This window comes from Paraburkholderia sp. RCC_158 (genome assembly GCF_041355255.1).
Classification (GTDB): domain Bacteria; phylum Pseudomonadota; class Gammaproteobacteria; order Burkholderiales; family Burkholderiaceae; genus Paraburkholderia; species Paraburkholderia graminis.
In genome coordinates, this window is record NZ_JBFUPM010000013.1 from 22,919 (window position 1) to 37,453 (window position 14,535).

At 63.6% G+C, this 14,535-nt stretch carries 10 protein-coding genes; 6 read left to right on the top strand and 4 right to left on the bottom strand.

Going from position 1 to position 14,535, the window contains the following annotated elements:
* Positions 1-126: 126 nt before the first annotated feature.
* Complete coding sequence (locus AB6809_RS23220) at positions 127-1,980, bottom strand: phosphodiesterase (RefSeq protein WP_029969548.1); 1,854 nt, start codon at positions 1,978-1,980, stop codon at positions 127-129.
* A 295-nt stretch (positions 1,981-2,275) separates the two neighbouring features.
* Entirely contained in the window at positions 2,276-3,301 is a 1,026-nt protein-coding gene (locus AB6809_RS23225; RefSeq protein WP_371027291.1) for a bile acid:sodium symporter family protein, read from the bottom strand.
* A gap of 568 nt (positions 3,302-3,869) precedes the next feature.
* Between AB6809_RS23225 and AB6809_RS23230 the strand changes: the two genes are divergently transcribed.
* The 4 genes from AB6809_RS23230 to icmF all read left to right on the top strand — a co-directional run bounded on the left by AB6809_RS23230 (position 3,870) and on the right by icmF (position 10,610).
* Entirely contained in the window at positions 3,870-4,301 is a 432-nt protein-coding gene (locus AB6809_RS23230) for a hypothetical protein (protein ID WP_029969549.1), read from the top strand.
* Positions 4,302-4,888: 587 nt separating this feature from the next.
* Entirely contained in the window at positions 4,889-5,974 is a 1,086-nt protein-coding gene (locus AB6809_RS23235) for a porin (protein WP_006048177.1), read from the top strand.
* Positions 5,975-6,218: 244 nt separating this feature from the next.
* Entirely contained in the window at positions 6,219-7,154 is a 936-nt protein-coding gene (locus AB6809_RS23240; protein WP_006048176.1) for a LysR family transcriptional regulator, read from the top strand.
* A gap of 66 nt (positions 7,155-7,220) precedes the next feature.
* Positions 7,221-10,610: a fused isobutyryl-CoA mutase/GTPase IcmF gene (gene icmF, locus AB6809_RS23245; protein ID WP_371027292.1), complete on the top strand. Its 3,390-nt coding sequence runs from the start codon at positions 7,221-7,223 to the stop codon at positions 10,608-10,610.
* 17 nt (positions 10,611-10,627) lie between these two features.
* Here icmF and AB6809_RS23250 read toward each other — a convergent pair whose 3' ends face one another.
* On the bottom strand, positions 10,628-11,587 hold the full coding sequence (locus tag AB6809_RS23250; protein ID WP_006048174.1) for a nitronate monooxygenase family protein: 960 nt from the start codon (positions 11,585-11,587) through the stop codon (positions 10,628-10,630).
* A gap of 285 nt (positions 11,588-11,872) precedes the next feature.
* Between AB6809_RS23250 and AB6809_RS23255 the strand changes: the two genes are divergently transcribed.
* A complete protein-coding gene (locus AB6809_RS23255) occupies positions 11,873-12,763 on the top strand; it encodes an alpha/beta fold hydrolase (RefSeq protein ID WP_053857410.1) in 891 nt (296 codons plus the stop codon).
* 28 nt (positions 12,764-12,791) lie between these two features.
* On the opposite strand, the gene AB6809_RS23260 is transcribed toward AB6809_RS23255, so the two are convergent.
* On the bottom strand, positions 12,792-13,262 hold the full coding sequence (locus AB6809_RS23260) for an Lrp/AsnC family transcriptional regulator (protein ID WP_192699987.1): 471 nt from the start codon (positions 13,260-13,262) through the stop codon (positions 12,792-12,794).
* 114 nt (positions 13,263-13,376) lie between these two features.
* Here AB6809_RS23260 and AB6809_RS23265 point away from each other — a divergent pair, with 114 nt between their 5' ends.
* Positions 13,377-14,276: a DMT family transporter gene (locus AB6809_RS23265; RefSeq protein ID WP_307251236.1), complete on the top strand. Its 900-nt coding sequence runs from the start codon at positions 13,377-13,379 to the stop codon at positions 14,274-14,276.
* Positions 14,277-14,535 lie beyond the last annotated feature (259 nt).

Below are 14,535 nucleotides of genomic sequence, written 5' to 3' on the forward strand. Positions count from 1 at the left end.
GCCACACCCGTAGATACCCGTATATACGGACTATTTGTGAGTTTTTGGTGTTTAGTAAAACTAGCTAAACACGCCCGGGGAAAAGCATTCCGCGGCGCTCTCGCCTCTATGAGCGCTATCAGTCCGTCAGTCTGCGTGCAGCGCGGCTTCCGACTGTCCGCGTAACAAAGCCACGCTTTCCTCGGCGCCGATCAGCACGAAGCCGCTCGCTTCCAGCTTCGCGCGCCGCTTGGCCAGCGCCGCGACCGTGGCGATTGCCTCGCTGTTGTAGAGCGACACGCCGTCGGCGGAGTCCGGCTCGACGCGCACGCAGCCAATCGCCATCGTCACGAAGCCGAAGAAGGTCGGATTGCCGCGCCTGTCCTCGCCGTGGATGCCCCCGGCCAGACGGTCCGCGGGCGCATAGAAACGCTGCGCGCCTTCGTTGAACGCATGGATCGCGCGCAGCACACGCTCGCGCCAGTCGTCGCTCTGGAACAGGATCAGGAAGTCGTCGCCGCCGACGTGGCCGAGAAAGTCGCGCGTCGGGTCGCAGACGTCGGCGAGCACGGCAGCGGCGAACTTCAGCACTTCGTCGCCTTGCCAGTAGCCGTATTGATCGTTGAAGGGCTTGAAGTGGTTCAGGTCCACATAGCACGCGTAGAAACCCGCGTGGTTGCCGACGAGCCGCGCAATGTGCGAACTGATCGGAATGTTGCCGGGCAGGAAAGTCAGCGGGTTCGCGTAGCGCGCCGCTTCGATGCGCACTTCGGTGACCGCGCGCACCAGGTTTTCGCCGGTGCCGAGCCCCGCGTACTTGCCGTTTTCGGTGATGACGAAGCCATCGGCGAGATAACGCTGGTCGTCGCTTGCGAGCAGCTTGGCCATTTGCTCGACCGTCATGGATTTTTCGATCACGACCGGCGACGCATTCGCGAACAGCAGGCACGGCCGCTTGCCGAACAGCTCGCGGTGATAGGGCAGCGCGTAGCGGTCCATGAAGCTGCGGCGGTTGATCAGCGCGACCGGCTCGTCGTGTTCGACGACGGCCACCGCGTGCAACTCGGGCAGCCGGTTGAAGAGTTCGAGCACGTCGTTGTTGGTCGCGTGGCGCGGCAGCGCGGGCGCGTGCACGAGCATCTTTTCCGACGCCATGCCGCCCGACGGCGACGCACCGCCGAGCGTGCGCGTCGCTTCGGGAAACACGGCGATGTGACCGGCGCGCAGCGCGTCGCGGGCGTCGTCGGTGACCTTGCTCGCCGGCTGCGCATGCGGACGGCCGAAGAAAAAGCCTTGCCCGCAGCCGATTCCCATATCGCGCACGACGATCAGATCCGCTTCGTTCTCGATGCCTTCGGCGACCAGCCGCGCGCCGCTCGCGCTCGCAAAGTGCTGCATCGCGCGAACAGCTTCGAATTTCAGCGGATCGCAGGCGATGTCGTGAATGAAGAAGCGGTCGATCTTCACGACGTCCGGTTGCAGCCGCACCCACAGATTCATGCTGGCGTTCGCGGTGCCGTAATCGTCGAGCGCGAATTGCGCGCCGGCCGTGCGCAGGCAGGCGATCACGGGCAGGAAGGCGCCGACGTCGGGAATCGTGCTTTGCTCCGTCAACTCGATCACGATGCGCTCCGGGTCCACGCCGCGGTGGCGCAACAGCGCGAGCGTTTCGTCGGGCGCGTCGGCCAGGCGCCGCAGCGCGCCCGCGCTGAAGTTGAGGAACAGCTTGCCGTCGCGGCCGAGCTGCGCGAACGCGTCGATGCACGCGCGCGCGGCGGCCTGCTCGAGCTCGATCGTGCAGCCTTCGGCGAGCGCCTGCGAAAAGAGCGCGAACGGCGCTTCGAGCGGCGTGCCGGCGGGGCCGCGGATCAGGCCTTCGTAGCCGAGAATCGCGCCGTCCTCGAAGTCGATGATGGGCTGGAACACGGCGGACAGCTCACGCCGGGCAATCAGTTCGTTGATGCGCGGCGCGGCGGATCGGGAGGGCGAGCGAAGTTGCATGGCAGGTCGGCGTAGCGATGGACCTGCGGCTTAACGACCGCCGATGCGAAGAATTAAGTGAACTTTTGATGAAGCGTTGCACTTGAGTGGTGCGCGAGCGCTGTCCCAGGAATTTTGCAGAATCGGCCTATGCCATCCGGCCGAGGCGACAACCGCGGCGTTTGCGCGTGAAATAGCAAAAAGCCGCGCAAGGCGGCTTTTCGAAAAACGACGCTCAGGGAGGGCGCTTATGAATGTTTTATTTGCATTGCGCGCGTATTCAACGGCGAACTCAGCGGCGAACTCAGCGGCGAGTTCAACGACGAGCCACGGCGGCGGCAGTTTGCCCGCGCGAGGCGGCGCGCGTTTCGCCGCTCATGTCGCGGGCGCCCCAGCGCTGCGCGAGCGCGGCGCACACCATCAACTGGATCTGATGGAACAGCATGAGCGGGAGAACGACTGCGCCCACCGCCTGCGAGGCGAAGATGACCTTGGCCATCGGCACGCCGGCGGCCAGGCTCTTCTTCGAGCCGCAAAAGATGATGGTGATCTGGTCCGCGCGCGAAAAGCCGAGCCGCTTGCTCCCGAGAATGGTGACGCCCAGCGCGAGCGCGAGCAGCACGACGCTGATAAGCAGCACGCCGCCGAGGGCGGAGAGCGGAATCTGGTGCCACAGGCCCTCGGTAACGGACTCGCTGAACGCGCCGTACACCACCAGCAGAATCGAACCCTGGTCGACGAACTTGAGCACGCTGCGATGCCGCTCGATCCATTTGCCGATCAGCGGGCGCAGCAGTTGCCCCGCCACGAACGGCACCAGCAATTGCAGCACGATATTGCCGACGGTGTGCCACGGGGAGCTACCGCCCGCCGCCTGATTCGTGACGAGGACGCTGACGAGCGCTGGCGTGACGAAGATGCCGAGCAGACTCGAGGCCGACGCGCTGCAAACGGCGGCCGGCACGTTGCCTTTGGCAATGGACGTGAACGCGATAGAGGACTGAACCGTCGACGGCAACGTGCAGAGGAAGAGGACCCCGGCATAGAGCGCCGGCGTGACAAGTGGCGAAAGGAGCGGTTTAAGCGCGAGGCCGAGCAGCGGAAACAGCGCGAACGTGCTGAGCAGTACGACTATATGCAGACGCCAGTGCGTGGCGCCCGCAACAATCGCTTCCCGCGAAAGCTTCGCGCCGTGTAGGAAGAACAGCAGGCCGACCGCGACGTTCGTGACCCAGTCGAACCCGACGGCGGCCTGCCCGTGAACCGGCAACAGGCTGGCGAATATCACGGTGCCGACGAGGCACAAGGTGAAGTTGTCGGGAAGCAGTTTCGGGCGGGCCATGTCGGATTCTCGAAATCGGTAATGCGGGACTGCACGCAAGGCGCGTGCGCGAAGCGCCGCGGATCAGCGCCAGGGAAAACCAGTATTGTCCTGCGAAAACGATTGAAAACGCAAATTCATTTGCCGAATCGATTGATGAGTGATGCGCATTCGGAGCCGCGTGCTGTCCACGGTTGGCCGTGAATTCGCAGGCGGTTGTGCATGCGCGAGGCGCACGGTTTTGGCTTTGTCGGTCCCGACATCATGCGCGCATAACAGACCCTTGCCACCCGGTTTCCGCTACGCGTTCCGCGAATGCCAGGAGCGCGATCCGGAACCGCCATAAGGCGGTTTCCGCAAGGGTTATGTCGTAGAAAAACGTCGCAGTAACAAGGTGTTACAACAGCGGGCGAGGCCTAACACTTTTTGGCTCGACACCCTCTGCCGACGCCCATAAATTACCGTTCAAAGGCCGTCGGGAATGCCCCGCGCCGCGAGCTTTTCCGCGGCGCCCGCGCCAGTCCCTCAACAAGTCCGCCGCAGCTCGAACGGTGGGCTTCAGGCAAGTCTTCGGGCAAGTGAGTCACGGGTGGACGGGTTGTCGAGAACGAAGCACTGGCTGTGGGGCGCGCTTGTTGTCGCGCTGTGCTCGTTCGCCTATGCCAAAGGGCCGGGCGTTGCCGGTTTCGCCGTCGACAGCTACGGTCATGGCAATTACGTCAATCGCGACGTGGGCGGTGCCTTCCACCGCTCGGGCGCGCCTGTCTCCAATATTCGCCGTGTCGCCGGACCGGGCTCTTATCCCGGCGAAGGCCGCGGCGGAATTCCGTACCCCGGCGTGATCACGCCCGTCAGCGCCGAATCGCGTCCCGGACAGCGGCCGCAGTCCAACCCGCCGGTTCGCTCGGGCTCGATCCGCGCCGACGTCGCGCGATATAACGAAGAACGCAGCTCCATCCGCTCGATCCAGCGCCAGGGCGACGACAGCCGCCCGCCCGAAGCTTCGCCCTACCGTAACTAACTTGCGCTGACGTTGGCCGCTTGCAGCCGGTTTGGCCCGAGGCGTTTTCACGCGCACGTCGCATGCGCATACAACGTCCGTTGCTCCACGACGTATCCCGCGCATTTCTCAAGCAACTCCGCCTTTCAATCCGCTTCGCATCCGCATTACATCTCAATTCTCTTGTCACAAGCATTGAAACGCCTCCGCTCTAGTTGACGTTTCGACGCCACACTTTTTTGAAAACACTCGGCAGCAGACCGTCTCCCGTCGTCAAATCGGGGCGGTTATGCGGCGCTGCGTCATCGGGATGTCATGTGAAGCGTTATTAACCGGCTGGCGTGCCGCGAGCGCTGCCTGGCGCGATTCATTGCGTCTGCCGCGGCACCGCGAAATGGCTTGCACAACGGTCTTTAACAGGCCGATAAACGACGAACCTAATCAGACCGATATACCGGCAATAACGAGCCATGTTTTTGTTTATAAAAATGGTCCGCAAAGATGGTCCCGCCCAGATTGGCTCGATGATCGGACGGACAACAACAATGGTTCGCGCGAGCTTGCCCTTTCGCACAGCCACACCCTTTTTGACAAAGACTGGAGAATCCATGAAAACAAACATCAGCCGTGCGCTGAAGACCACCCTCAAGGCGACCGCATGTGCTGCTTTGCTGGCCGGCGCATCGTCTGCTTTCGCGCAATCGAGCGTGCAGCTTTATGGCCAGGTCGACGAATGGGTCGGCGCGCAGAAATTCCCCGGCGGCAAGACCGCAGTTGGCGTGTCCGGCGGCGGCATGTCGACGTCGTACTGGGGTTTCAAGGGGGCTGAGGACCTGGGCAACGGCTACAAGGCGATCTTCACACTCGAAGGATTTTTCCGCGCGCAAAACGGCCAGTACGGCCGCTTCACCGGCGACAGCACGTTCTCGCGCAACGCCTACGTCGGTATCGAATCGCCGTACGGCACGGTCACGGCCGGCCGTCTGACCACCCATCTGTTCGTGTCGACGATCCTCTTCAACCCGTTCATCGACTCGTACGTTTTCTCGCCGATGGTCTACCACGTCTATCTCGGGCTCGGCACGTTCCCGACGTACTCGACGGACCAGGGCGTGACCGGCGACTCCGGCTGGAATAATGCGGTGCAGTACCAATCGCCGAATTTCAACGGACTGTCGGCAAGCGCGATGTACGCGCTCGGCAACACGACGCAGAACGGCGCGAAGAAGTGGAGCGGCCAGGTGCTGTATTTCCACGGCCCGTTCGCCGCGACCGCCGTCTACCAGTACGTGAACTTCAACAACACGCCGGGCGATCTGGGCAGCTTCGATTCGTCGGGCGTGCCGGGCCTGAAGGCGCAAAGCGTCGCGCAACTCGGCCTGTCGTACGACCTGAAGTACGTGAAGCTGTTCGGTCAGTACATGTACACGCATAACGACCAGACGCTGACGAGCTGGCATGTGAACACGGCGCAAGGCGGCGTGTCGGTGCCGTTCGGGCCGGGCACGGTGATGGCGTCGTACGCGTACTCGCGCGATGGCGGCGGCTTCGACCAGACCCGTCAGACGGCCGCGGTCGGCTACGACTATCCGCTGTCCAAGCGCACCGATGTTTATGCGGCTTATCTGTACGACCACATCAGCAATCAGTCGAGCGGCAACACGTACGGCGTCGGCTTGCGCGCGAAGTTCTAGGCGCGGCTGAAACGCGGGGCGCGGCGGCTCGCTTGTGTCGCTGCGCGCCGAGCGATGTTCGGCGCAGTTAACGTTGCAGTCGAAGTCGCAGCCAGGCTCGCAGTAACCACAAAGCCCGCGTTCTCACCGAACGCGGGCTTTCGTCGTTTTAGCCATCCCGCATTGCTCGCCCGCCGCCTTTCCCCACCGGCTCTTGATAAACCATGCAAAATGACGCCGATTAATTCCTTGAGCGAGCGATTCGATGGACACCCTCGTCAGCATGAAAGTGTTCCGGCAAGTGGTCGAGGTGGGCAGCTTCGTCGGCGCGGCTGAGCGGATGGAAATGTCGGCGGCGATGGCGAGCAAGCATGTCATGCATCTCGAGCAGCAGCTCGGCGCGCGCTTGCTCAATCGCACGACGCGCCGCGTCGCGCCGACCGAGGCGGGCCGCGAATACTACGAGCGCCTGAGTCAGGTGCTCACCGAACTAGAGGAAGCCGAGCAGGTGGTCGGCGCGGCGAGCGTGGTGCCGCAAGGGCGCTTGCGCGTGTCGTCGTTGTCGGCGTTCGGGCTCAGCCACGTGATGGCCGCCGTCGCCGACTACGCCGCGCAGTATCCGCAGGTCACCGTCGACATCACGTTGTCCGACCGCGTGGTCGAGCTGATCGACGAGGGCTTCGACGTCGCGATTCGCGCTTCGCCGAGCGGCATGAAGTCGTCGTCGCTGATTGCCCGGCCGATCGCGATGGCGCATCTGCTGCTGTGCGCGTCGCCCGATTACTTGCGCCGGCGCGGCACGCCCAAAACAGCCGCCGATCTCGCGCGCCACAACTATCTGCAGTACGCGGGCGTGTCGGCGCTCGATGTCATGCAAACCACGGGCGAGGCGGCGCGCGTGCGCTTGTCCGGCAATCTGATCGTCAACCATCTCGAGGCGCAACGCGTGATGGTGCTGCATGGTGCGGGCATCGCGCTGCTCGGCACCGAGGTGATCGGCGCCGATCTCGCGGAAGGGCGTCTCGTGCCGCTGCTCGTCGATGAAGTGCCGCCGCGCGAGCTGCCGATCCATGTCGTCTACGCAAGCCGCCGCCATTTGTCGGCGAAAGTCCGGTCGTTCGTGGATTTTCTGGCTGACCGCTTCGCGAACGAATCGCTGTGGCCGTCGCTTGAGCAGATCAAGGCGATGGCGGTGAGGTAGCGCCCCCTTTCGCTATACTGGTTGCCAGCACCCGCACACGCAAACAGCGTAACGATTGGGGGAGACATGACCGATCTGTCCTCGCCGCAGCGCGCCGCCAGCCACGAGCTGCCCGCCGGCCGGCGCTTGCGTTTCGTCACTGCCGCAGCCTTGTTCGACGGCCACGACGCGTCGATCAACATCATGCGGCGCATTCTGCAAGCAAGCGGCGTGGAGGTCATCCACCTGGGCCATAACCGTTCCGTCGATGAAGTCGCGACCGCCGCGCTTCAGGAAGACGCCGACGGCGTCGCGGTGTCGAGCTACCAGGGCGGCCACAACGAATACTTCCGCTATCTCGTCGATCTGCTGCGCGCGCGCGGCGGCGAGCGCATCAAGGTGTTCGGCGGCGGAGGCGGCGTGATCGTCCCCGAGGAAATCGTCGCGCTGGAACGATACGGCGTCGAAAAAATCTATTCGCCGCACGACGGCCAGCGGCTTGGCCTGCAAGGCATGATCGACGACATGATTGGGCGGTGCGCGGCGCTTGCGCGCGAGAGCGCCGCGGCGCCGGGGGGTACAGCCGGCGCAGTTGGCGAATGGATCGACGGTTTGACGGCTGGACGCACCGCACAGCCCACCACCATCGCGTTCCGCCACCTCGCCCAACTCATCAGCGCATTCGAAACCGGCGCCGTCACCGCCGCCGAGCGCAGCAAAATCGCGACCCTGGCGCAAGCCGCGCAGATTCCCGTGCTGGGCATCACCGGCACGGGCGGCGCGGGCAAATCGTCGCTGACGGATGAACTGATCCGCCGCTTCCGCCTCGATTACGGCGACGCGCTCACCATTGCCGTGCTCGCCATCGACCCGTCGCGCCGCAAGTCGGGCGGCGCGCTGCTGGGCGACCGCATCCGCATGAACGCGATCGGCGATTGGGACGGCGGCGCGCGCGGCGGTGCGCGTGTCTACATGCGCTCGATGGCGACGCGCGAGGCGTCGAGCGAAATCTCGAACGCGCTGCCCGACGCGCTGATGCTCTGCAAGGCGGCGGGCTTCGACCTGATCGTCGTCGAGACGTCGGGTATCGGTCAGGGCGACGCCGCCATCGTGCCGTTCGTCGACGAATCGCTGTACGTGATGACGCCTGAGTTCGGCGCGGCGAGCCAGCTCGAAAAAATCGACATGCTCGATTTCGCCGACTTCGTCGCGATCAACAAGTTCGACCGCAAGGGTGCTGCCGATGCGCTTCGCGATGTCGCGAAGCAGGTGCAGCGCAATCGCGGCGAGTTCGCGAAGCCGCCCGACGCGATGCCGGTGTTCGGCACCATCGCTTCGCGTTTCAACGACGACGGCGTGACCGCGCTCTACGTGCATCTCGCGAACGCGTTGCACAAGCATGGCCTGCGCGCGGACGGCGGCGGACGTCTTGCCGCGCGAGCCGACCTGCGGTTTTCGAGCGGCCGTCATGCAATCGTCCCGCCGGCGCGCGTGCGCTATCTCGCGGAAATCGCGCAGACCGTTCACGTTTATCGCGAGCGCGCCGATGCGCAGGCGCGCATCGCGCGTGAACGCTGGCAACTCATCGAAGCGCGCCGAATGCTCGGCGAAGCCGACACGAATGACAACGACGCAAACGCCAGCGACGCAAGCGCCAACGCACCCACAGCCCAACTCGACACAATAATCGAGCAACGCACAGCCGCATTAGGCGAACACGAACGCAAACTACTCGACGCCTGGCCGCAAACCGTCGCCGCGTATTCCGGCGACGAACACGTCATCCGCATTCGCGACCGCGAGATCCGCACGGCGCTCACGGTCACCACCTTGTCCGGCACACCGATCCGCAAAGTTGCGCTGCCGAAGTTCGTCGATCACGGCGAGATTTTGCGCTGGCTCATGCTCGAGAACCTGCCCGGCTACTTCCCGTTCGCCGCAGGCGTATTCCCGTTCCGCCGCGAAAACGAAGACCCGACGCGTATGTTCGCGGGCGAAGGCGACCCGTCGCGCACCAACCGGCGTTTCAAGCTGCTGTCCGAGGGCATGCCGGCCAAGCGTCTTTCCACTGCTTTCGATTCCGTCACGCTGTACGGCGAAGAGCCGCACGAACGGCCGGACATCTACGGCAAGGTGGGCAATTCGGGCGTGTCGGTGGCGACGCTCGACGACATGCATGTGCTCTACGACGGCTTCGATCTGTGCGCGCCGGAAACGTCGGTGTCGATGACGATCAACGGCCCCGCGCCGACCATCCTCGCGATGTTTTTCAACGTCGCGATCGATCAGCAGATCACGCGCAAGCAACACGAACTAGGCCGCGCACTCACCGACGACGAACTCGCCGCGACGCGCTGCATCGCATTGGAAAACGTGCGCGGCACCGTGCAGGCCGACATCCTCAAAGAAGACCAAGGCCAGAACACCTGCATCTTTTCGACGGAATTCAGCCTGAAAGTGATGGGCGATATTCAGGCGTACTTTGTCGAGCACGGCGTGCGCAATTTCTATTCGGTGTCGATCTCCGGCTATCACATTGCCGAGGCCGGCGCGAATCCGATCTCGCAACTCGCCTATACGCTCGCCAACGGCTTCACCTATGTCGAGGCGTACCTCGCACGAGGCATGTCGATAGACGACTTCGCGCCGAACCTGTCGTTCTTCTTTTCGAACGGCATGGACCCGGAATACACGGTGCTCGGCCGCGTCGCGCGACGCATCTGGGCAATCGCGATGCGCGAACGCTACGGCGCGAACGAGCGCAGCCAGAAGCTCAAGTATCACGTGCAGACGTCGGGGCGCAGCCTGCATGCGCAGGAGATCGACTTCAACGACATTCGTACCACGCTGCAAGCGCTGATCGCGATCTACGACAACTGCAACTCGCTGCACACCAATGCCTTCGACGAGGCCATCACCACGCCCACCGAAGAGTCGGTGCGTCGCGCGGTGGCGATTCAGTTGATCATCAATCGCGAATGGGGACTCGCGAAGAATCAGAACCCGAATCAGGGCAGTTTTGTGATCGACGAATTGACCGATCTCGTTGAAGAAGCGGTGCTCGCCGAGTTCGACCGGCTCACCGAGCGCGGCGGCGTGCTCGGCGCAATGGAGACGGGTTATCAGCGCGGACGCATTCAGGACGAGTCGATGCTGTACGAGCATCGCAAGCATGACGGCTCGTATCCGATCGTGGGTGTGAATACATTCGTGAGCGCGCATCCGCATGAGGCGCCGCAGCCCATCGCGCTCGCCCGTTCCACCGACGAAGAAAAGCAAAGCCAGCTAAAACGCCTGCGCGATTTTCAGGCGCGGCATCGCGAGGCCGCGCCTGCCGCGCTGGAGCGTCTGAAGCGCGCGGTGATCGACGATGAAAACGTCTTTGCGGTGCTGATGGATGTGGTCCGCGTGTGCTCGCTCGGGCAGATCACGCACGCGCTGTTCGAGGTAGGCGGGCAGTATCGGCGGAACATGTAGGCGGGCGAAGCCTGGCGTCAGCGCGCGATGCCGAGGCGCGCCTTCGCGTCGTCGTATTCCTTCGACAACCGCGCGACCAGTTCGCTCACGCTCGGCACGTCGTCCATCAGGCCGACGCCCTGGCCCGCGCCCCAGATGTCTTTCCACGCCTTGGCCTTTTCGTTGGCAAAGTTCATCTTGGTCTTGTCCGATTCCGGCAGCGCATCTGGATCGAGCCCGGCGTTGACGATGCTCTCGCGAATGTAATTGCCATGCACGCCCGTGAACAGGTTCGTATAGATGATGTCCGACGCCGACGAGCTCACGATAGCCTGCTTGTAGCTCTCCACCGCGTGCGCCTCTTTGGTCGCGATGAAGCGCGTGCCCATGTACGCGAGGTCTGCGCCCATCGCTTGCGCGGCGAGGATCGAGCCGCCGTTCGCGATCGCGCCGGACAGCACGATCGGGCCGTCGAAAATGCGCCGCACTTCGCCGACCAGCGCAAACGGCGACGTGGTGCCCGCATGACCGCCCGCGCCCGACGCCACCAGGATCAAACCGTCGACGCCCGCTTCGAGCGCCTTCTGCGCGTGACGCAGATTGATTACGTCATGCAGCACGATGCCGCCATAGCTGTGCACGGCGTCGACGATCTCGCGCGCCGGCGCGCGCAGGCTCGTGATGAAGATCGGCACCTTGTGTTCGACGCACACGCGCACGTCGTGTTCGAGCCGCGTATTCGATTGATGAACGATCTGGTTGACGGCAATGGGTCCGATGCGCGCGTCGGGATTTGCAGCTCTATGTTCGGCTAACTGCGCCTGAATCTGCGTGAGCCATTCGTCGAGCAACTCGGCAGGGCGCGCATTCAGCGCCGGGAACGAACCGACGATGCCGGCCTTGCACTGCGCCAGCACGAGCTCGGGATAGCTGACGATGAACATCGGCGAGGCGACGACAGGCAACGCCAGATTTTGCAGAACGGCGGGCAATGCCATAGTGCGAGTCTCCTGATTGACGAGCCGGTGTGCGCGAGGCGCCCGGCTATTTGATGAGTTTAGCGGCATGCGGCGCGCCGCGTTGCAGCCGACAGCATGCATAGATGCAGGAACGTTTAAGAACGGTCGTTCGATTATAGGCGAAGCGCTCGCGCCGCGTTCGCCGCATCGTTTAGAACGGTTGGAAGGAGTGTTCAGGTTCTATGCTTGCGTGGGCTATCCCACCGCGTGCGGACACATTGGGCTTTTACAATGCACGCACTCCAAACGACAAGAGACACGGCCATGGCCTTCGAGAATTTCACGCCCTTTCGCGTCGCCGCGGGCGATGCCGATATCTTTGGAGTGAAGGGCGGAGCGGGGCCGCCGCTTCTGCTGCTGCACGGCCATCCGCAATCGCATCTGATCTGGGCGCGCTGCGCCGAGCGACTGGCTCAGCACTTCACGGTCATCGCCACCGATCTGCGCGGCTACGGCGCATCGGGCAAGCCCGCGAGCGACGCGGCGCACACGCCGTATTCCAAACGCGCGATGGCCGCCGATCAGGTAGCCGTGATGCGCCACTTCGGCTTCGAGCGGTTTCTCGTTTGTGCGCACGATCGCGGCGCGCGCGTCGCGCATCGCATGGCGCTCGATCACGCGGATGCCGTCGAGCGTCTGATGCTGCTCGACATCGCGCCGACGCTCGCGATGTACGAAGCCACCGACCGCACGTTCGCCACGCATTACTTCCACTGGTTCTTCCTGATCCAGCCCGAGCCGCTGCCGGAGACGCTGATCGGTGCGAATCCCGCCGCGTATGTCGATGCGGTGATGGGCAGCCGTCATGCTGGCCTCGCGCCGTTCGAGCCGGCCTCGCTCGACGCGTATCGCGCGGCGCTCGCGCAACCCGGCGCGGTGCACGCGATGTGCGAGGACTACCGCGCGTCGGCGAGCATCGATCTCGAACACGACCGCGCCGACATCGAACGCGGACATAAGATTGCTTGCCCATTGCGTGTGCTGTGGGGCGAAAACGGCGTGATCGAAAAGTGCTTCGACGCGCTCGCCGAATGGCGTCATGTCGCGCGCGACGTGAGCGGGCGTTCGCTGCGGTGCGGCCACTATTTGCCGGAAGAGGCGCCGGACGAATTGCTCGCCGAAATGCTGTCCTTCTTTGAAGCGATAGAGCGGTAAAGCACGAAGGCGGTTGTGCTTCGCGCGCCTAACCAAGCGGCGGCAGCCGTCGCGCCAACGGCGTCGACTTGACGATTGCCGTGCTCGTCTCCGCGCGCTCGGTGACCTTCGACAGAATCTCGTCAAGCTGATCGATCGTCCGCAGATAAAGACGGCAGATGAAGCAATCGTCGCCCGTCACCTTGTCGCATTCGACGAACTCCGGAATTCGCCGGATCACTTCTTCCACCAGATGCAACTGCCCCGGCAGCGGCTTGACACGCACGATGGCTTGCAGCGTGAAGCCGAGCGCGCGCGGATCGAGTTGCACCGTGAAGCGCTCGATCACGCCTTGCGCCTCGAGTCTGCGGATGCGCTCGGCCGTGCTCGGCGCCGAAAGTCCGACGAGCCGCGCCAGTTCGCTGACCGGGCGGCGCGCATCTTCGGCGAGCGCGGCGAGCAGCGCGCGATCGGTTTCGTCGAGCGGGACAGGCGCTAACGGAGTAAGGCGTTTCGTCATGACGGCCTTCGAATTTTAGGTGGTATGGCGGTATGGCTTAAGTTTATCCATGTATTCGCTCGACCGGATTATTTACACTGCTTGCCATACAGGAATCCATTCGAGGATCGAATCATGGCTCCAAACGACATCCGCCGCGGCGCGGCGGAGATGAGCGTGGCAATGCTGATGTCGGGCACGATCGGCTGGCTGGTCGTGTCGTCGCAGCAAAGCGCATTTAACGTGGTGTTCTTCCGCTGCATTTTCGGTGGCGCGACGCTCGCGCTCGTATGCGCAGTGCTCGGCCTGTTCAGGCGCAAGCTGTTCTCGTGGAAGATGGTTGGCCTCGCGCTGCTCGGCGGCGCGGCGATCGTCGCCAATTGGGTGCTGCTGTTCGCCGCGTATTCGCGTGCGTCGATCTCGATGGCGACGGCCGTCTACAACACGCAACCTTTCATGCTGGTCGCGCTCGGCGCAATCGTGTTTCGCGAGCGGATCAGCGCGTCGACGGTGCTGTGGCTCGTGCTCGCGTTCATTGGGCTCGTGTTCGTCGTGAAGGTCGAGCCCGCGGTGCTCGCCGTGCCGGGGCAGTATCTGGTCGGCATCGGGTATGCGGTCGGCGCGGCGGCGATGTACGCGGTATCGTCGATCATCACCAAGCATTTGAAGGGCACGCCGCCGCATCTGATCGCGCTGATCCAGGTGTCGCTCGGCGTGGTGATGCTCGCGCCGCTCGTGCGTTTCGACGCGCTGCCGGCCACGGGCGTGCAGTGGCTCGAGCTGGTCGTGCTGGGCGTCGTCAACACCGGGCTCATGTATGTGCTGCTGTATGGCGCGATCCAGAAGCTGCCGACTTCGATGACCGGCGCGCTGTCGTTCATCTATCCGGTGGTGGCGATCATCGTCGACAGAATCGCGTTCGGGCAGACGCTCGCGTGGATTCAGGTGCTGGGCGCGGTGCTGATTCTGCTTGCCGCCGCGGGCGTCAATCTCGGCTGGCGCATCGTGCCGCAAAGACGCGCGCCGTCTGTTTGAACGCGCGGCGCTTTGCTGTTTCAGCCGATGCAGCCGATGCAACCGCCCAAATGCTACGGATTGCAAACGAACCACGTTTGTTCATATCAGCGGACTAATGGTTCGCAAAGCTAATGTCGGCGCCGGTTTGCGCGCGCCGGCGTGTATGCGGGTTAACAGCCGCCGTCATGCATCTGTAGGGAAATCACTGATGCGGCCGAAAATCGCGCGCGCGTATCATTCGGGCAGACGCTGATCACGTCCGACAGAATTTCCGCCG

Coding starts and splice junctions, on each gene's coding strand:
- AB6809_RS23255 (WP_053857410.1), top strand. CDS start 11,873: ATGGCCTTCGAGAATTTCACGCCCTTTCGCGTCGCCGCGGGCGATGCC.
- AB6809_RS23225 (WP_371027291.1), bottom strand. CDS start 3,301: ATGGCCCGCCCGAAACTGCTTCCCGACAACTTCACCTTGTGCCTCGTC.
- AB6809_RS23250 (WP_006048174.1), bottom strand. CDS start 11,587: ATGGCATTGCCCGCCGTTCTGCAAAATCTGGCGTTGCCTGTCGTCGCC.
- AB6809_RS23240 (WP_006048176.1), top strand. CDS start 6,219: ATGGACACCCTCGTCAGCATGAAAGTGTTCCGGCAAGTGGTCGAGGTG.
- AB6809_RS23220 (WP_029969548.1), bottom strand. CDS start 1,980: ATGCAACTTCGCTCGCCCTCCCGATCCGCCGCGCCGCGCATCAACGAA.
- icmF (WP_371027292.1), top strand. CDS start 7,221: ATGACCGATCTGTCCTCGCCGCAGCGCGCCGCCAGCCACGAGCTGCCC.
- AB6809_RS23265 (WP_307251236.1), top strand. CDS start 13,377: ATGGCTCCAAACGACATCCGCCGCGGCGCGGCGGAGATGAGCGTGGCA.
- AB6809_RS23260 (WP_192699987.1), bottom strand. CDS start 13,262: ATGACGAAACGCCTTACTCCGTTAGCGCCTGTCCCGCTCGACGAAACC.
- AB6809_RS23235 (WP_006048177.1), top strand. CDS start 4,889: ATGAAAACAAACATCAGCCGTGCGCTGAAGACCACCCTCAAGGCGACC.